This window comes from Vibrio sp. ED004 (assembly GCF_023206395.1).
Classification (GTDB): domain Bacteria; phylum Pseudomonadota; class Gammaproteobacteria; order Enterobacterales; family Vibrionaceae; genus Vibrio.
The window spans coordinates 1,130,163-1,148,561 of the sequence record NZ_CP066150.1 but is presented as its reverse complement, the minus strand read 5'-3'; the positions used below and the strand labels follow the sequence as shown (position 1 = coordinate 1,148,561).

Here is an 18,399-nt window from a genome sequence, read left to right as displayed (position 1 = left end):
GAAGTACGAAAGTATGGATTAAACATAAAACGAAGCGCGGATTATATAGAGATCAGGATCACATTGTCGAGGTTAAACAGTGAACGGATAGCGAACAATGCACAATTAAATGCATTTCGTCGGTTATTACGCCATAAATAGAAAAAATCCCCGCTAATTCCATTAGCAGGGATTCGATTTATCAAAACAGAAACGTCAGATTGAGTCAGGACTCATAGACTTAAATCTATTTAGTGATTTTCTTCTGAACGTATTTTTTGCTTACGTCGACAACCGCAACATCTCTAAAGAAGCTTCTACCCAACAGAAGTGGGAAAGAAAGATGCGTTCGGTCGGCTAGCGTAAATTCAGTTTTGTCTTTTAGGTCACCAATTTGAATTGAAGCCACAACCACTGCGCGTCGTTGTGTACCTTCTGCGCTTGATTGCTTGATCTTAACCCAGCGCTCTACTGGTAAGCTGATCTCTTCAGTTGTGATGCCGTCGTGTTCAATCTTGAACTTAACCCAGTCTTTGCCGTCACGTTCAAAATCAACAATATCAACCGCACTGATTGAAGAGGTTGTTGCACCAGTATCGACACGTGCTTTAAACGCTTCTTTTAAACCAGGAACAAACACCCACTCTTCTTCACCAAGAATCAGTTTGCCGTCACTTGTTTTTCTAACCTTCTCTACTGGTTTTTCAACAGGTGCAGGTTTCACTTCTTCAGGCTTCTCAGTAGGTTCCGTTACTTTCTCGCCTTCTGTTGCATCAGTTTTTGAAGAATCATCTACAACAGGTTGTTCGATTTGAGGCTTTTGCTCTGGCTCGACAGGAACTTGAGTCGTCGTCGAACAAGCAAACAAGCCGCCACTTAACATTAGGGTAATAATCGCTTTCCAATTATACATTCAGTCACCTTCTATTTTGATACGTTGGCTATCGCTTTTGCTACATAAGGAATATGGGATTCAGAAAGACCTGCAATATTGATGCGTCCATCACCAACACCGTAGATGCCATATTCTTCACGTAATTGATTCATTTGAGTTTCTTTAAAGCCTAGTACAGTAAACATACCTTTATGGCTTTCAATGAAATCAAATTGTGACGTGTTATAAGTATTTCGCAATTCATCACATAAACTTTGGCGCAGATTTAACAGACGTTGCTGCATTTCACTCAATTCTTGCTTCCAAATCGTTGTTAACTCTTGATTCTGAAGAATTGTTTTCACCAAAGCCGCACCGTGATCTGGCGGCATAGTGTAAGTTGAACGCGCAAGCGTCAGCAGCTTACCTTTAGCATTGCCAACGTGTTCGCTGTTCTTACCAATCACGATTGCTGCACCCGTTCTTTCACGGTACAAACCGAAGTTCTTTGAACAAGACGTTGTAATTAACATCTCTTCCACGTTGTTCGCCATGTGTTGAAGACCTTTCGCGTCTTCTTCTAGGCCGTCACCAAAGCCTTGATAAGCAATATCAACGAACGGTAAGAAGCCATTCTTTTGTGATAGTTTGGTGATTTCCTGCCACGCTTCAAAGTCGATATCCGCACCCGTTGGGTTATGACAGCAACCGTGCAGTAGTACCACGTCTGATGGACCCGCTTTTGAAAGGTCATCCAACATTTTTGCAGTATCAACTTGCTTCGTTTCAGGACTGAAGTAATTGTAGTAGCGAACTTTTAAGCCTGCCGCTTCCATCACCGGTTTGTGGTTAACGTAGCTCGGGTTTGAAATCCAAACTGTGGTGTCTGGCTGAGAAACTTTCATTAAGTCACCCAACATACGAAGTGCACCACTTGCACCCGGTGTTTGAATCGCTGCTACGCGATCCATTGCAGAAGTCCCTTTAAGCAGCAGATCAACCATGCTCTGGTTAAACTCTTCACAGCCTGCTAGGCCAACGTAAGCTTTGGTTTTCTGAGTCTCAACAACGATATCTTGAGCCTTAGACACGGCTTTCATGATCGGAGTTTCGCCTTGGTCGTTTTTGTAAACGCCAATGCCTAAATCGACTTTGTCAGTACGAGTATCGCCGCGGTAAGCAACAGAAAGAGATAGAATTGGATCTAAAGTTGGTTTTGGTAGATGTGAAAACATGAAAGTCACAACCCTTTGAAATTCAAGTAATGGATTTCACGTTAACATTTTCGTACTAAAATCAGAAACATTTTTTAATAGAAGCGCTTAGTTACCATAAGTAATCAGAGATTGGTCGTTTCAAACGGATAAATAGTGCAAATTTCAATCACCTAATGACCCATTGCACAATTCAAAGCGCTTTATTTCTATGTGTCGATACGTCTTATGTTGCCATATGCCCTATTAAGATTGAGCACTCTGTTTGAATTGTCTTGGTGTCATTCCTGACCATGCCTTAAACCGAGTGCTAAAGTTAGCGGCATTGGGATATCCAACTATCTCGCCAATGTGCTGAATCGACCAATCACTCGATCTGAGCAGCCTTGCAGCATATTCCATTCTCATACGCATAATATGAGTCATCGGGCTATGAGAGTAATAACGTTGGCACAAGCGGTGCAAGTGCGGCTCTGAACACGGAAATAGGTTTGCTAGCTCATGCACATTCCACTCTTTATGAAGCTGCTTTTGAACACTGTCGAACACTCGCCTCAAGCGAATCAAATTTCGAGACTGTTGCTGCGGGACGGGCGCATTAATCATGAACTCTATTTGCGCTAGCTGTGAATGGCAATCGCTCCGCCTAAATCAATGGGCAAGGCAATACTTCTCAGCAAGGTATGAATACAAGACGAGACGACTTCGGCTGCAGGAGACAGCGTATAACTCACCTCATCATTGACGACATTTTCCCATTGCTTATCAGGCGATAGAAAGATCCACGCTATCTGCCATGTTTCTTCTTCAATACCAAAGCCATTCTCTATGCCTGCAGGAACAGTAATGCACGAACCCGCTTCTAGAATGTAACGACACGCCCCACTTTCTAACCAACCCTTGCCTCTCACGGTATACAGCAACATGTGTTTTTGTTGGTTTTTCCGATACACCGAAAAGAAATCACGACACGATGCTGTCCCACACTGAACGATACCGAGCTCTTCAAATGCCAATACATGGCTTTGATCGACAAACTCTTGATGCGTCTTGTCTGAAATCTCATACCGTTCTTGTTTCTCATTCATTCAATTGCTAGCTCGTATAAATTGCTAAACCACTAAACTAGATAGTTTGGCAAAAGTTTGTGATGAACAGGAACAATACAGGCAAAACAAATGCCGATAAACTTCTCGCATATTCACTAGAGGGGGAAATGCGATGCTCTCGACATATCGTCATTTAGACAAAGAGTTTTGGCAAAAACTATTACACATTGGTTTACCTGTCTCACTGCAAACCATGTTGTTTTCATTGCTAGGCGTGGTCGATATTTTTATGGTCAATCAGCTTGGTGATTCTGCAACCGCCGCTGTCGGTGTTGGCAATCGTATCTTCTTCTTCAACTTGATCATGGTATCGGGGATTAGCGGAGCTGTGAGCGTGCTAGCTTCGCAATATTTTGGCGCCGGTGATTTCAACGGAATTCGACGTACACTAGCGCAATCATGGGCACTGTCGATCTTTGCCATCATCCCCTTTGTGTTCATCTATACATTGGTTCCTGAATCAGTAGTGTCTGTGGTGGCCTCAGACCCTGATTACGTCCGATTGGCAACGGATTACCTTTGGATAACAGGAGCCAGCCTTATTGGTACCGCGATAGTAGTGCCACTAGAAAGCGCACTGCGATCGGTTGGCGAAGCTAGGCTGCCCACCAAGATCAGCATCTGGGCGATCATCGTCAATGCGATCCTCAATGCCTTATTGATCTTTGGCTTGTTTGGATTTCCAGAACTGGGGGTGGTTGGCGCGGCAATTGGTACCACGGTGTCTAGATTCTTTCAAACGGTTGCCCTGCTTGCTATGGCAAACAGACACTACGCCCATCTATTTCCTACATTAAGCAATTGGCGAGATGCGATATTACCGAAGCACAGAAAGAAGTACTTCACGATAGCTATACCTATGTTGGTTCATGACACAGCATGGGCTGGTGGAATACTGATTTATAACGTTATTGTTGGTCAGATGGGCGTTGGCGAGCTTGCGATCATTTCACTGTTATCGCCTGTTGAAAGCATCTTAATCTCGGCGTTCATGGGGTTTGCCGTCGCGGCTTCAATCATTCTAGGTAACGAGATCGGCGCGAAGAACTATCAGCGTGTTGAGAATACCGCTTGGGGGTATGTATTAGTCAGCTGTGGGCTTGCGGCTCTGTTAGCCTTGTTGTGCTGGTTTGCTAAGCCCGCAATCGTATACATGATCGGTCTTACTCACTTAGAGCTCAAAGATACGGCCGTTAACGTTACCTTAGTAATGGCACTCGGCATGATACTCAGAGTTTTCAACATGGTTGGGATTGGAGGCGTTTTAAAAAGCGGTGGCGACATCAACTACAGCATCTTCATCGACCTGTTTGGCCAATGGGCAATCGGTATTCCCCTTGCCTACTTTACTGCGTTGGTGTTGGGTTGGCCGCTAGAATGGGTGTTGATGATTGTGTTACTCGAAGAGCTAGCCAAAATCGTTCTAACCAGTAAGAGGATTCAATCCAAGAAATGGATAAACAACCTAATCGACGAGCCTGAGCACATTCCTATTTAAACAGGCGCCAAACCGACACTGACGTGCAGACGATAGATTAAAAAGAACTCACACCCAAGGGCTGATTTGTAGCATTACGCTAATGATGAAGCCCTTTTTTCTATTTGCGAGTGTATTGTTGTTACGAGAGTCCTGAATCAGAACAAATCTTATAAGTCAGTAAAGCTATAAGTCAGTAAATCGATGGATGATTTGGTTTGAACTACCACGCCAATCTAACATTGGATCCGCTTTATCTTGCTCGAAGCGACCATCAATCAAAGTATCTACGTATTCAAGCACTTGCTTCTGTTTATCATCGAGTTCGTCGAGTTCATAGCCAGTCCACATCCAAATGTCTTTGCCTTCGCACTCCGCTTTTACACGCTGAACGAGCTTAAGCACTTCAGACACGTTCGCCGGATGCATTGGATCGCCACCAGAAAGCGATAAGCCACGACGTTTGATCCGCGGATCGTTCAGATCAGCAATAATTTGGTCTTGGAGTTCTTGAGTAAACAGATGCCCAGAGTCCAACCTTTGCGTCGACTGGTTATAACACCCGCGACACTGGTGCACACAACCCGACACAAACAAAGTGCATCGTGTTCCTGGGCCGTTTACAACGTCGATTGGGTGATATTGATGATAATTCATAAGGCAGTATTGAAAACTCGTGATTGCTTAATGGTTTAACTTGAAAGTAGCGAGAAGTGAAACAAATGAATTGGTATCGACATTGAGCCGATACCAATCTTATTTCTAATGCTCTTAGGCCTGACTAAAGATGCTTCACGCGGCGTTTAACTTCTTCTTGTTTACCGAAATTAAACGGTCGTGCATCAGGACTACCAAGGTAACCACAAACGCGGCGCGTTACTGAAACTTTAGTTGAGTCATGGTTGCCACACTTAGGACACGTAAAGCCTTTACTAGTACAGTCAAACTCACCGTTGTAGCCACATTCGTAGCACTCATCAATTGGCGTGTTGGTGCCGTAGTAAGGAACACGTGTGTAGCTGTAGTCCCATACGTTTTCTAGCGCTTCGATGTTCTTCTGCATGTTCGGGAATTCGCCGTAACAGATGAAACCACCGCTAGAGATTTCTGGATAAGGCATCTCGAAATCGATCTTGTCGTATGGGTTCACTTTCTTCTGTACGTCTAAGTGGAAGCTGTTGGTGTAGTAACCACGGTCTGTTACGCCATCAATCACACCAAACTCTTTGGTATCGATGCTGCAGAAACGGCTACATAGGTTTTCACTCGGTGTGCCGTATAGGCTGAACGCGTAACCCGTTTCTTTTGTCCAAAATTCCACTTCACGTTTCATGTACTCCACCAGCTCAAGCGCTTTAGCACGCATTTCGCCATCGTCGTACAGGTGAACGTCAGTGCCGTAAAGTGCTGTCATCGCTTCATGGATACCAATGTAACCAAGAGAAACAGACGCACGGCCATTCTTGAAGATATCGGCGATAGAGTCGTCTGCTTTCAAGCGAACGCCACACGCACCTTCCATGTATAGGATTGGCGCAACACGCGCTTTCACGTTTTCTAGACGAGAAATACGAGTTTCTAGAGCACGACGAGCCAGCTTCAGTTTTTCATCAAGCAGCTCGTAGAACTTAGTCATATCTTGTTTTGCGTTAATCGCGATACGTGGCAAGTTCAAGCTAACTACACCTAAGTTGTTACGGCCTTCATGAATCAACTCACCGTTTTCTTCGTAAGTATTCAAGAAGCTACGGCAACCCATCGGCGTTTTAAATGACCCTGTCACTTCTACGACCTTGTCGTAGTTAAGAATATCTGGGTACATACGCTTAGACGCACACTCAAGCGCTAATTGCTTGATGTCGTAGTTTGGATCTTGCTTCTGGTGGTTCAAGCCATCTTTGATTGCAAATACCAGTTTAGGGAATACCGCTGTTTTGCGGTTCTTACCCAAACCTGCAATACGGTTCTTCAAGATAGATTGCTGGATAAGTTTCGAACCCCAGCTTTCGCCAAGACCAAAACCAAACGTGACGAATGGTGTTTGACCATTAGCGGTGTGAAGTGTGTTTACTTCGTATTCCAGAGATTGGAACGCGTCGTAACACTCTTTCTCGGTACGAGAGATAGCGAAAGCTTCTGGGCTATGAATGTCCCACTCTTTTGCTAGCGATAAGTGCTTCTCGTAGCTCGCCATAACGTAAGGTTCTAGAACCTCATCGATACGGTTAATCGTTGTGCCGCCGTAAATGTGGCTTGCCACTTGTGCGATGATCTGCGCGGTTACCGCTGTCGCCGTAGAAATAGACTTAGGTGTGTCGATTTCGGCGTTACCCATCTTGAAGCCATGCGTTAACATGCCTTTCAAGTCGATAAGCATACAGTTAAACATTGGGAAGAACGGTGCGTAGTCTAGATCGTGGTAGTGAATGTCACCACACTCGTGAGCTTGTACGATGTCACGCGGCAAAATGTGAGTTTTCGCATAGTGTTTAGCCACGATACCCGCCAGCAAATCACGCTGAGTTGGGATAACTTTACCGTCTTTGTTGGCATTCTCATTGATCAGATCAACATTGCTTTCTTCGATCAAACCTTCAATTTCACGCGTTAAAGCGCTTTGCTTTTCACGTGCGATGTCGCGGTCATGACGATATTCAATGTAAGCACGAGCCAAAGACTTATAAGGTCCCTGCATTAGCTCGTTCTCGACCATGGTTTGAATTTCAGAGATATGAACTTCATCGTAGTCTTCGAGCTTCAACTCAACTGCTAATGCCACATTCAGAGCATAAATAGCAATTTCCTTATCGGCTTTGTCTGATGCTGCTTCCACTGCAGCTTGGATGCGATCTCTACTGAATGGAGCTCTTGAGCCATCACGCTTGATTACGATTGATTTCACCACTTCTCCTTACTCTTGAGGTATTCACAGACTTATCCACAAACACACTATATAGAGCGATTTATCGTTTAACTAACACTAGATATTGTGGCGTATTTAACGAGAACCACCAACTTTGAGTATTGATTTGGATCAATAAAACGCGCACGCTGAACAAGATAAATCCAATATTATTACGTGAGTTCTCAAGTCGAAAAGAAACAATGTAACAATAAAAAAACTGCTAAAAAGAGTTGAATTTTTGGTAAGTGTTGTAGGATAACGGCTCAACTATATTGGACGACAAAATTAGGGATATTTGGAATGAAACGACTTCAAAAGTGGGTAATGCTAGGTTGCTTACTCAGTAGCCACGCATTTGCTGAACCTTTGACCATATCCAGTTGGAATATCGAATGGTTATCAACCAATGTGGCTGTGAATAAGTTTTCTGCCCAACGTGATCAAGCGGATTTCGATAAACTCGAACAGTATTTCCAATCCTTAGATGCGGATGTGGTTGCTTTTCAAGAAGTCGATGACGTAAATGCCATTCAGCGCATCGCGGGTGATCAATATGAAATATTGATGTCTGATCGTTCATTGCCAAAAAACAGTAACCGACAATTCAAAGAAGTGAACCAATATACGGGCTTCACGGTGCGTAAGGGAATCGCTCTCACTGACTACGCTGACTTTCCTCTGGAAACGAGTGCCAACAGCAAGCTTAGGTTTGCTAGCTATATGGTTGTAGAAACAGATACAAAGCCAATTCACATGTTGTCAGTGCATTTAAAGGCGGGTTGCAGCGGCGCGTATAAGTCTAACCGCGACTGTTCAAGGCTCAAAGACCAAGCTCAACAACTGAATAAGTGGATACAGCAAAGAGAACGTAAAGGCGAAGACTACGCGATTCTGGGCGACTTTAACCACAACCTCTCCTATACAAGAGATTGGATGTGGAAAGATATGACGCAAAACACCGATGCTCAATTGGCAACAAGAAAAACTCGAGCAGATTGTAAGGTTCGCTCAAATCGTAATAACCACCGCACGCACCAGTTCCGTTCTGTAATAGACCATATTGTCGTGAGCAAGTCCTTAGATGCTACTCCTGCGAAACAAAAGGTATTTGAAATGCAAGATGTGCTGGACTACAAACTCAGTGACCACTGCCCAGTTTCAACGACTATTAAATAGTAGATAGAGATGTAAAAAGAGGCTGACTGGCTTTCTAATTAAAGCGAGTCAACCTCTATGCTTGGTCAGTTCAGAACGAATAACGTCAAAGCCAATATAGTCAGCGATAAGATTGCTACTAACAGGTTTTGTTCGTCCGACCCGCTAGCCACATTCCCACCAGCATACTGACCATAAACACCCATACCATTGGGTTACCTCCACTAAGGCTGGTTACTGCAGGACCCGGGCAAAAGCCAGCAATCCCCCAGCCTAAGCCAAACGCTGTAGAGCCAAGAATCAGCTTTCTATCGATTAGTGGATTGTTACGGCTATCTAACGGCTCGCCATTGATCGCTTTAGCACGCTTTTTAATGACCAGATGATAAAACGGAGCGAAGACTAACAGCGCGCCGCCCATGACGAATGCCAAACTAATGTCCCAGTTACCGGTAATGTCTAAGAAGCCGAGTACCTTCTCAGGATCAACCATGCCTGAAATGATCATTCCTGACCCAAACAGAATACCTGCGACCAAACCGATAACGATAGTAAATGAAGCGTTTTTCATTATACCCCCAAGCCAATCAGGTTCTTGATAAACGCGGTTACGATTGCCACACCCATAAATACACAGGTCGCAACAATAGAACGTTTAGATAAACGAGCCATTCCGACAATACCGTGGCCGCTAGTACAACCGTTCGCTGTTTTGGTACCGAAGCCCACCAAGAGGCCAGCAATAATCACCAAAGCGAGATCCATCTCTTCCAACTGTGGAAGTTGGTAACCCGTCGGAATCAATAGCCAACCACTTGCGACCATTCCCACAACAAAGGCAATGCGCCAGTGCTTTTCGGTCCTCTCAATGTTGCTGTCCGAACCTGCTTGAGAAGCCTTACTTGCATTATTGTCCAAGCCTAATGGCAAGAGTCGGCTAACAATACCGCTGATTCCTGCTACTCGCCCTATACCTAACATAAGAATAATTGCCGACGCGCCTAACAACACGCCACCGAACAATGCATCCCAAGGTATTAAACTCATCACCGACCTCTCCCATCTAACAACTCGAATCTAACTCGTTACTGCTTAAATTTAACTCGTCGCAACTTTAAATTAGGCTTTATTAATAAACTCATATTAGATTTTACTAATAAATATAAATTAGTCAATGCTAATGTACTGCTAGTATGTTTCGGTTTGTAAGTCTGGAATTAATAAGCGTCCTGCATGAAAAAGCCCCTAGGCGTTAACCTAAGGGCTTATGATTTGATTCAGTTTATTGTGTCTGTTACTTAGTCTTGTTCTTTTCAGCTATCCACTGCGACATGTACTTGGTGCTCGCCATGCTGTGGTGCTTAAGCATCGAACCAAAGAAGTTATCCAGTCGATGAGATTCAAGATCTGACTCTAACGCAGTTAATCGCTCAATCAATGTGTCGCCGAGTTGATTCTGCTCATAGTGCGCTTCTAGGATTGAATGACATTGGCTTTGTGCTTTAAGCCACTTCTCTTCATCTTTGTATAGAGCAACAGCTTGTTCAACAAACTCGTCAATATCGTCTGCAACCGCGCCCGGCCATTGCAAATCACCTTGCGGCAACATGCCTTCACTACCAATTTCACTGGTCACGTTTGGAGTTTGAAGCTTCATCGCATCGAGCAACTTACCTTTAATACCCGCACCAAAACGCAGTGGCGCGACACACACACGCGCCTGTTCCATCACTTCTTGAGCGTCTTTAGCCCAACCTTTTATATGGAAACCGGTTTTAGGGTTGTGCAAAGCCGTTGCTTTCGGCGGCGGGTAAGATCCGTAAATATGAAGTTCAGTGTCAGGTAACTGCTTGCGAACCTTCGGCCAAATCTTCTGTAACTGAAGCACTGCATCCCAGTTCGGTGCGTGTCTAAAATTACCTATCGTCATGAAATGCTTACGTTCTTCAAAGCTTTTCGTGCTTTCAGGTAGAGTATTAAGATCAACCATGAACGGCAAGTGATGAAGCAGTTTTGGATCGATATTAAACTCAGATTGAAGCAATTCCATTTCGTAGCTAGAAATGATCAACGAAAGATCACAGCGTAGGATCGCTGCAATTTCACGTTTAGCTAGGTCACTGTACAAATGCGCTTTAGTCAGTTCTGTCTCTTTCTTAACGGCTTCATGGCGCGCATTACGCAGAAACTGCAAGTCTTCAGTATCCAACAGCTTAAACGCGTTCGGGCATACCTTCTCAACGCGCCAGCCAAATTGTTCTTCCATCATGAAACGGTCAAACATCACGACATCAGGTTGCAGCTCTTCGATGTACTGGTCAAAGCTATCGCAATTTAGCTGAATAGATTGGCTTGTGATGCCCTCTTCAGAGAGATCAATCATGTGCTCGGTTTCTTGAGCTGGAGTTGCGAACTCAACAGACCAACCTTGTCTCTTAAATAGACGTAATAGAGACATCATATGGCTGCCAGCCGCCGATGAATTCGGTTCTGGCCAAACGTAGCCAATTGCTAAAACTTTCTTCAAAACACTTCCTAAGAAATAACAAAAGGGACTGTAGAAGTCCCTAATTAAACGTAAATCAATTTACATCGCTGATTATAATGGGTTCTAAGAACTCAGCGATCAGATTCGTTCACCCACATTGCGAGCTATCATAAGCACTTCATCCGCAGAGTACAGATTTGAAATCGTGGTTTCGACCTCTGCACCCAACGTCGACTGGTAAAGCTTTTGTGCGAAGTTGTCTGCTCTGGTGGTCACTAATACATGTTTTAGCGTCGAGCCTTGCTCTGCTAACTTCAGCTTCACTTGCGGAAAGGAGTCTAGAATCAGCTTTTTACCTAATCCTTGCCCCTGCGCGATCGGTAACACGGCAAGTTGCTCGAGTTCCAAAACAGCTTCAGGTCTAAACCCACTCTTTTGAACCCAGATAATGTAGCCAACAACCTCACCTTCGCTTTCAGCAACGAAGTTAAGAAAGCGTGGTGCGGCATTTAAGTTACATTGTAACCAAGCTTTTGAGTTTTGCTGTCGAACAAAAGTAGCTTGGTGAACTAAAGCAGCCCCATCAAGGTCGGCTTTTGTCATAAGACGTACTTTGGTTACTGTACCCATCAGCGTTATTCGCTCGCTGAATTCGGGTGTGTTTTACAGTGTAAAATGGCTCTTTCTAGAAGCTCTAACGCAGATTTGTCGGCTTCTGGAAGCTTAGCATCTGATTGACCTAGCGGTTCAACACGGCTACCCCATTTAATATGACCAGCACCCCAAGTTAAACCGGCACCGAATGCCGCCACAAGGATGTTTGAGTTCGGTTTAACAAAGCCTTGCTCTAACGATTCACATAAAGCAATTGGCACAGTCGCAGCCGACGTGTTGCCGTAGTTTTGAATGTTCACGAACGCTTTCTCACGTTCAATGCCCGCCATATCACACAGAGTTTGAATGATGCGGATATTTGCTTGGTGTGGAATCACTACATCGATGTTATCTGTTGAGATGCCAGTACGGCTCAATACAGTGTGTGCTGCTGCACCCATGCCTTTAACCGCACGTTTGAAGATCTCTTTGCCTACGAAATCAAAGTCCCAGTAACCGTTGTCAGCAGCAAAGCGATCCATAGAAGTACCGAACTTTGGTACTGCTAAAATATCGCGGCCTTCCGCGTCACAACCGATTTGGGCTTCTTGCAGGCCAACTTGCTCTTCAGTGCGAGATAGAACCACAGCGCCAGCGCCATCACCGAAAAGAACCGCGGTATCACGCTTGGTCCAATCAATGAAAAATGACAGGCGTTCTGCACCTACAACGATCGCATTACGGTAGTTACCCGCCTGAATCAGTCGAGTCGCGGTTTCGACACCGTAAATGAAGCCAGTACACGCTGCGTTAAGGTCGAAAGCCGCTGCACTCTTAATGCCTAAGTTCTGTTGAACCTTAGATGCGGTATTTGGAATAAGGGAGTCTGGGCTGCACGTCGCGATGATCACGAGGTCGATATCTTCGGCTGTTAGGCCAGCACACGCTATGGCATGTTTTGCTGCAACAGTCGCTAGCTCAGAGGTATTTACATGACTGATACGACGGTTTTCGATACCAGTTCGAGTTCGAATCCACTCGTCAGACGTATCAATGAAAGTGCTTAGATCATCATTGGACAGCACGGCTGGTGGCAGACACTTTCCCCAGCCAGTAATTTCGGCGTAAAATTTTGTCATCATTTACCTGTTTATTGTTTGTTTTTATTTAAGTATCGTATTCTAGTTTTAAACAGTATAAGCGCTCCATGCGTGATTCGTAAATCGCGTTAGCAGCGGAGTTACAATAAAAAGAGAAAGTTATGTCTACATTCAACACACGATGCCCTTCTTGTAATGGCGTAAACCGAGTTCCTTCAGAAAAAGTTTCAGAAAGCCCAACTTGTGGTAAGTGCAAAACAGCACTGCTCGATGGCGCTCCTATCGAGGGAACGTCATTGAATTTCCAATCTATCTTGAACAGTTCACAACCTGTAGTTGTCGACTTCTGGGCAACATGGTGTAACCCATGTGTGGGCTTTGCACCTGTGTTTAGCGACGTCGCAAAAGAGCGTTCGGGAGGTGTTCGATTCGTTAAGATTGATACTGAAGCTCAGCAACAGCTTTCCGCATTGTACCAAATCAGAAGTATCCCCACGGTGATGGTGTTTAAAGATGGCAAACGTGTCGACACGATCAACGGTTCGTTACCAAAAGGTCAATTTGATCAATGGCTTAATCAAGCTCTGACTAAGTAAGTTTGTTTCGATTTTTCAGTAATCAACAAACAAAATAGGTTAAGGAACCTTAATGGATAAGGCTCCCTAACCTATTGTAAATCCGCCTGTTATCTCTAATCTGTGCTTCTAACCCGTCATTTCATGTTCTGCGTTCTCATTTGCGCCTTGCTTATTTACACTGTCTTGCTTATCCAAACTATATTGCTCTTTCATCTGATCAGCTATTTTCTCAGCAATCATTATGGTTGGCGCATTGGTATTGGCCCCGACTAATGTCGGCATAACCGACGCATCAATGACTCTTAAGTTGTGTACCCCATGGACTTTAAGATCGTTATCCACCACGGCTAATAAATCACTACTAGGGCCCATTTTACAGGTCCCGACCGGGTGATACTGAGTATCCGCCCGGTTACGGATGTCTTGCTCGATAGCTTTGTCATCACTAGCATCGACAGGATAAAAAGCATTACCACGAATATCATCGAACGCTTCACTCTCTAGCATTTGATATTGCTTTTTCCACCCTTTAATCATGATCTCCATGTCTTCAGGGTGGCTAAAAAACGCAGGGTCGATCTTGGGAGGATCGTAGGGATCGGCGCTATTCAGTGTCACGGTGCCATGGCTTTTAGGTCTCAATAAGGTGACATGTGAGGTAAATCCATGACTGGTATGAATTTTTCTTGCATGATCATCGACTACTGCGACCACAAATACAAACTCTAAATCCGGCACAGCGATATGATCATCGGAGCAAAGAAAACCGATCCCCTCTGCAAAGTTACTGCTCATCTTGCCACGGCGTTCTTTATGCCACAGCGGTAAGGCTTTGGTCATTTCAGAGGCCATTTGTAGCGAGATACCAAAAGTTTCGCGCTTTTCACTGCACTTGTATGAGTGAACCAAGTCGATATGATCTTGTAGGTTCTTACCCACTCCCGGTAACTCATGAACTTGTTCGATGCCATGAGCCTTCAATTCATCTTTAGAACCGACGCCTGATAGCAACAGCAACTGAGGAGAGCCAAAAGCCCCTGCAGACAAAATGACTTCCTTGTTACATCGAATCTGGTAACGTTTGCCATTAGAGCCATATTCAACCCCGACCGCTTTTTGACCTTCAAACAAAACCTTATGTGTGGTTGCTTTGGTCACGACGGTGAGATTTGGACGCGATAGATTCGGTGTTAAATATGCCTTGGCTGCACTGCATCGTTCACCATTCAGCTGAGTCACCTGCGTCGGCATGGCACCAAACTGAGCGGCACCGTTGATGTCTTCATTGCGAGGAACACCTATCGACTCACACGCAGTTAAGTAGCGTTCCAACATTGGGCTTGGCGACCTAAGGTTTGCCACATTCAATGGACCACCTTGGCCATGGTACTCATCTTGGTGTACCTCGTTGTTTTCAGCTTTCTTAAAGTAAGGTAGGCATGACTCATAGTTCCAGCCAGCATTGCCTAAGCTTTCCCATGTGTCGTAGTCATAACGATGCCCACGGGCGTACATCATGGCATTGATAGAGCTTGAGCCACCGAGTGTCTTACCTCTCGGTTGATAGCCCTTACGGCCATTTAAACCTGGCTGTTCAACGGTCTCGAACGCCCAGTTATTGAGTTTGGTCGGCATCATAGCCACTACACCAACTGGCGTATGAATAAATGGGCTCGTGTCTTTGCCACCAGCCTCCAACAGACATACAGTGGTATTTGGATCTTCCGACAGCCGAGAAGCCATCACACAACCAGCGGAGCCACCACCAACGATAATAAAGTCATAGTTATCCATTGATTGCCTCCGCGACTTCTAGAGGGTGCAACTCTCGCTTCAAGATTTTACCTGTTGCCGTCATGGGTAACGCACTACGAATGAACACCTTACGAGGGTATTTATAATCTGCGAGTTGCTCACGACACCAAGCCATCAAGGCTTTGCTATCACATTGAGTATGCTCGTGAAGCACCACATGAGCGTGAATCTCCTCGCCTAAGTGATCATGATGCTCACCTACCACCGCAACCATTTCTACATCAGGGTGACACATCAATACTTCTTCTATTTCTCGCGGATAAACGTTGTAACCACCGCGGATGATCATGTCTTTCACACGATCAACAATGAACAAGTTACCGTGTTCATCAACGCGTCCGATATCGCCTGTTAAAAACCAGCCATCTCTGATCGCTTCTGCCGTGGCTTCAGGTCGTTGATAGTAACCTTTCATAACACTTGGGCTCTTAATGCACACTTCGCCCAATTCTCCCATTGCGACGGAGTTGCCTTGTACATCAGCAATCTTAATAAGGTGACCACACAGCGGCTGACCAACACTGCCCGACAGTCGATCACCATCAATATGATTAAAGGTCGCAACGGGCGCCGTTTCAGATAGCCCGTATCCTTCCAATACCGGTAATTCAAAGCGCGATTCAAACTGACGAATGACCTCAAGTGGCATGGAAGCACCACCAGACACCCCAAGCCTTAGGCTATGTTTAACCTGTTCAGACCGTTTGCTTGTTTTTTCTGAAGTGTCAGGAGACTCTTCTCCCGCCTTTAGTAACGCGATATACATAGTGGGAACACCCGCAAACACGCTGACTTTGTGGCTAATGATCTGCTCGATCACCAGCGACGGTTCAAAACGCGGAATCAACACCATGGTCGAACCCGTTAAGACACTCGCGTTCATCATGACGGTTTGGCCGAAACTGTGGAACAGAGGAAGCGTGGCCATTGTCGTGTCGCTGTACTCCAATCTCATTAAATACTGTGACGACATCGCATTGGTCTGCATGTTGGTGTGAGAAAGCTCAGCGCCTTTTGGCTGACCTGTGGTACCCGAGGTATATAGGATCACCGCCGTATCATCACCATGGCAAGCCACGGACTCAAAAGAAACCAAAGGTTGTGCCATCCAGTCGGTAATCGATTCAAGCTGCTTATGTGCTTCTGAGAGTGTGGATGTTGCGCCGTTTGGTATTGGCATAGACACGAAATGTTCGCAGTTATCGGCCTGTGCAAAACCTTGCAATCCATAGCGCCCAATAGGTAACTCTTCACTGCCCTCAAAGCATAAATAAGCTTTCGCGTCAGAGTCATTGAGGTGATACGCGATCTCTCTGGCCTTAAACAACACGTTTAAAGGCACTACGACACAGCCAGCTTTTAGAATGCCGTAATAAGCAATGGGGAAATAAGTCACATTGGGACACGACAGCGCGACCTTATCGCCCTTCTTTAACCCAAGTCGTTCTAGATTGGCGGCTACCTTCCCAACAAGTTGTTCCAACTGAGCGAAACTGACTTCATCCGAGCCCATACGCAGAGCGGCTTTAGTTGGAAACAGTGAAGCGCTACGTTCCAAGTTAACAGCAAGATTGTGCATCCATGATCTCCTTATTTGGCTAGACCTAGCGGTCACATTAGCCTTAGACGTTTTAATCGTTGTAATAAGTGTTGTCTTTGTTGCTATCAGAGCCTGCACATTGGTGTGTCATGTAGGTAAAAGTGTTTATTAAGCAAAACAGTAGGTATTGAGCAAAATGTTTGCGACGCTCCAATGTGCAATCCATCAAATTACAACATTTTGATAACATATCGAACAGGTTTCAAAAAGACAAAAACCGGTGATATTCGGACACAGCTCAATCAGACCTTGTAAAACCTTGCACACATCAAGCAAAAGTTTGAACAAGCTTAGGAAAGTGAGAACAAGCAACAGGCGTAAATGTTAAAAATTCGGTTAAGATGACGATATTCAATAAGAGGCACTCTATGGAATACACCGCAGTCTACGAACCCGATATGCAAGCATTCGGTATTCTTGATCTTCAACTACTGCATCGCTATATGTCACCCGCGCTTAATATCGAAGCGTTGTTGGAAGGCAGTAACATTGATGATCTTCAGCTCAACACGCCAGACACGCACATTACCTTGGCGCAAAAGTTGGCGGTGTTTAGTAATGCACTGGCGAATACTGATGAAGACGGTTTAGGGTTAAGAGTTGGCCAACAAGCTCGGTTTAGCGACTTTGGTGTTTTGGGTTATGCGGTATTCAGTAGCGAAACGCTGTTAGATGCTTTGCTGATTGGATTTAAATATCTCCAACTTGCCGGCCCGGTGTTGAGAAAAACCATGTCGGTAGAAGATAACGTTGGATACTTTAGAGCGGAACAGCTGATCGACTTGGACTCTCTGCTGCCATTTTGTTGCGAGTATTGGTTCGCGGCGATTCAAAGCCTGTGTGAAGAAGTCCTTCAACAGCCCTTTCCATCCCAAGTGATCCGTTTCCCTTATCCGAAACCAGAATACGGTGACCTCTATACAGAGATTTTCCTTTGCCCAGTTGAATTTAATAGTGATCGCCTCGAATGGCAGTTTGATGCAACCAGCTTGTACTCGCCTCTTCCTACAGCCAATACCATCACGCTGCAGATGTGTCTTAAATCATGTGATGACATGTTGGCAAAAGTCAGTGCGGCCACCAGCCTTAAAGAGAAAGTCTCTCAAATGCTGCTTGAGAGGCCAGGAAGTTACCCATCGATAGAATCTATCTCTTCAGAATTGGGGATGTCTTCTCGCACACTGCGCAGACACCTTAAAGCTGCCGATACCAGCTATCAGAAGATACTCGACCACGTTCGCTTTCATCTTTCCCGACACTATCTATCATCCACCAAAATGAGCATTGAGGAGATCTCTGAACGTGTGGGATTTTCTGATAGCGCGAACTTTCGTCATGCCTTTCGCAAATGGAGCGGAAGCTCGCCACGTCAATACCGTAAAGAAGCTGTCTAACAGAAAATAACGCATTTAATTAAATTCTAGTCACAGTAATTAATATGCGATCTCCTCCTCTATTAAATGGCCGATGAACAAAGGTTTAACGGCTTTTTGACCAGATAAAATCTCGTT

At 44.9% G+C, this 18,399-nt stretch carries 15 protein-coding genes and 1 pseudogene; 4 read left to right on the top strand and 12 right to left on the bottom strand.

From position 1 onward, the window contains the following. Positions 1-226 precede the first annotated feature (226 nt). The 3 genes and pseudogenes from ITG10_RS22620 to ITG10_RS22610 form a co-directional block, all read right to left on the bottom strand. The gene (locus ITG10_RS22620) at positions 227-892 is read right to left on the bottom strand and encodes an ATP-dependent zinc protease (protein WP_017632434.1); all 666 of its coding nucleotides are present in this window, start codon (positions 890-892) and stop codon (positions 227-229) included. An 11-nt stretch (positions 893-903) separates the two neighbouring features. Then, positions 904-2,088: an amino acid aminotransferase gene (locus ITG10_RS22615; protein WP_017632435.1), complete on the bottom strand. Its 1,185-nt coding sequence runs from the start codon at positions 2,086-2,088 to the stop codon at positions 904-906. A gap of 225 nt (positions 2,089-2,313) precedes the next feature. Next, a pseudogene (locus tag ITG10_RS22610) lies at positions 2,314-3,155 on the bottom strand (AraC family transcriptional regulator). A gap of 133 nt (positions 3,156-3,288) precedes the next feature. On the opposite strand from ITG10_RS22610, the gene ITG10_RS22605 reads away from it, so the two are divergent. Further along, positions 3,289-4,674: an MATE family efflux transporter gene (locus ITG10_RS22605; RefSeq protein ID WP_017632437.1), complete on the top strand. Its 1,386-nt coding sequence runs from the start codon at positions 3,289-3,291 to the stop codon at positions 4,672-4,674. A gap of 165 nt (positions 4,675-4,839) precedes the next feature. Here the strand turns inward: ITG10_RS22605 and nrdG are convergent, their stop codons facing one another. Together nrdG and nrdD are read right to left on the bottom strand one after the other, a co-directional pair. Next, entirely contained in the window at positions 4,840-5,310 is a 471-nt protein-coding gene (gene nrdG, locus ITG10_RS22600; RefSeq protein WP_017632438.1) for an anaerobic ribonucleoside-triphosphate reductase-activating protein, read from the bottom strand. Positions 5,311-5,434: 124 nt separating this feature from the next. Beyond that, positions 5,435-7,555, bottom strand: coding sequence for an anaerobic ribonucleoside-triphosphate reductase (nrdD, locus tag ITG10_RS22595; RefSeq protein WP_248386904.1), 2,121 nt, complete (start codon positions 7,553-7,555; stop codon positions 5,435-5,437). Between the two features lie 303 nt (positions 7,556-7,858). Here nrdD and ITG10_RS22590 point away from each other — a divergent pair, with 303 nt between their 5' ends. Then, complete coding sequence (locus tag ITG10_RS22590) at positions 7,859-8,734, top strand: endonuclease/exonuclease/phosphatase family protein (RefSeq protein ID WP_017632400.1); 876 nt, start codon at positions 7,859-7,861, stop codon at positions 8,732-8,734. 118 nt (positions 8,735-8,852) lie between these two features. On the opposite strand, the gene ITG10_RS22585 is transcribed toward ITG10_RS22590, so the two are convergent. The 5 genes from ITG10_RS22585 to ITG10_RS22565 form a co-directional block, all read right to left on the bottom strand. Beyond that, entirely contained in the window at positions 8,853-9,284 is a 432-nt protein-coding gene (locus ITG10_RS22585) for a YeeE/YedE family protein (protein ID WP_017632401.1), read from the bottom strand. Then, positions 9,284-9,760, bottom strand: a complete 477-nt coding sequence (locus ITG10_RS22580; RefSeq protein ID WP_017632402.1) for a YeeE/YedE family protein — start codon at positions 9,758-9,760, stop codon at positions 9,284-9,286. The genes ITG10_RS22585 and ITG10_RS22580 overlap by 1 nt, the downstream gene beginning before the upstream one ends. Positions 9,761-10,007: 247 nt before the next feature. Next, the gene (locus ITG10_RS22575) at positions 10,008-11,240 is read right to left on the bottom strand and encodes a glycosyltransferase (protein WP_017632403.1); all 1,233 of its coding nucleotides are present in this window, start codon (positions 11,238-11,240) and stop codon (positions 10,008-10,010) included. Between the two features lie 99 nt (positions 11,241-11,339). Further along, positions 11,340-11,804, bottom strand: coding sequence for a GNAT family N-acetyltransferase (locus tag ITG10_RS22570; protein ID WP_017632404.1), 465 nt, complete (start codon positions 11,802-11,804; stop codon positions 11,340-11,342). 32 nt (positions 11,805-11,836) lie between these two features. Beyond that, entirely contained in the window at positions 11,837-12,934 is a 1,098-nt protein-coding gene (locus ITG10_RS22565; RefSeq protein WP_017632405.1) for a ketoacyl-ACP synthase III, read from the bottom strand. A 122-nt stretch (positions 12,935-13,056) separates the two neighbouring features. Here ITG10_RS22565 and trxC point away from each other — a divergent pair, with 122 nt between their 5' ends. After that, positions 13,057-13,491, top strand: a complete 435-nt coding sequence (gene trxC / locus ITG10_RS22560; protein WP_017632406.1) for a thioredoxin TrxC — start codon at positions 13,057-13,059, stop codon at positions 13,489-13,491. Between the two features lie 108 nt (positions 13,492-13,599). Here the strand turns inward: trxC and ITG10_RS22555 are convergent, their stop codons facing one another. Further along, positions 13,600-15,267: a choline dehydrogenase gene (locus ITG10_RS22555; protein WP_017632407.1), complete on the bottom strand. Its 1,668-nt coding sequence runs from the start codon at positions 15,265-15,267 to the stop codon at positions 13,600-13,602. Then, positions 15,260-16,867: a long-chain fatty acid--CoA ligase gene (locus ITG10_RS22550; protein ID WP_017632408.1), complete on the bottom strand. Its 1,608-nt coding sequence runs from the start codon at positions 16,865-16,867 to the stop codon at positions 15,260-15,262. The genes ITG10_RS22555 and ITG10_RS22550 overlap by 8 nt, the downstream gene beginning before the upstream one ends. A gap of 389 nt (positions 16,868-17,256) precedes the next feature. Between ITG10_RS22550 and ITG10_RS22545 the strand changes: the two genes are divergently transcribed. After that, complete coding sequence (locus ITG10_RS22545) at positions 17,257-18,282, top strand: AraC family transcriptional regulator (RefSeq protein WP_017632409.1); 1,026 nt, start codon at positions 17,257-17,259, stop codon at positions 18,280-18,282. Positions 18,283-18,399 lie beyond the last annotated feature (117 nt).

Coding starts and splice junctions, on each gene's coding strand:
- ITG10_RS22620 (WP_017632434.1), bottom strand. CDS start 892: ATGTATAATTGGAAAGCGATTATTACCCTAATGTTAAGTGGCGGCTTG.
- ITG10_RS22615 (WP_017632435.1), bottom strand. CDS start 2,088: ATGTTTTCACATCTACCAAAACCAACTTTAGATCCAATTCTATCTCTT.
- ITG10_RS22605 (WP_017632437.1), top strand. CDS start 3,289: ATGCTCTCGACATATCGTCATTTAGACAAAGAGTTTTGGCAAAAACTA.
- nrdG (WP_017632438.1), bottom strand. CDS start 5,310: ATGAATTATCATCAATATCACCCAATCGACGTTGTAAACGGCCCAGGA.
- ITG10_RS22590 (WP_017632400.1), top strand. CDS start 7,859: ATGAAACGACTTCAAAAGTGGGTAATGCTAGGTTGCTTACTCAGTAGC.
- ITG10_RS22585 (WP_017632401.1), bottom strand. CDS start 9,284: ATGAAAAACGCTTCATTTACTATCGTTATCGGTTTGGTCGCAGGTATT.
- ITG10_RS22580 (WP_017632402.1), bottom strand. CDS start 9,760: ATGAGTTTAATACCTTGGGATGCATTGTTCGGTGGCGTGTTGTTAGGC.
- ITG10_RS22570 (WP_017632404.1), bottom strand. CDS start 11,804: ATGACAAAAGCCGACCTTGATGGGGCTGCTTTAGTTCACCAAGCTACT.
- ITG10_RS22565 (WP_017632405.1), bottom strand. CDS start 12,934: ATGACAAAATTTTACGCCGAAATTACTGGCTGGGGAAAGTGTCTGCCA.
- trxC (WP_017632406.1), top strand. CDS start 13,057: ATGTCTACATTCAACACACGATGCCCTTCTTGTAATGGCGTAAACCGA.
- ITG10_RS22555 (WP_017632407.1), bottom strand. CDS start 15,267: ATGGATAACTATGACTTTATTATCGTTGGTGGTGGCTCCGCTGGTTGT.
- ITG10_RS22550 (WP_017632408.1), bottom strand. CDS start 16,867: ATGCACAATCTTGCTGTTAACTTGGAACGTAGCGCTTCACTGTTTCCA.
- ITG10_RS22545 (WP_017632409.1), top strand. CDS start 17,257: ATGGAATACACCGCAGTCTACGAACCCGATATGCAAGCATTCGGTATT.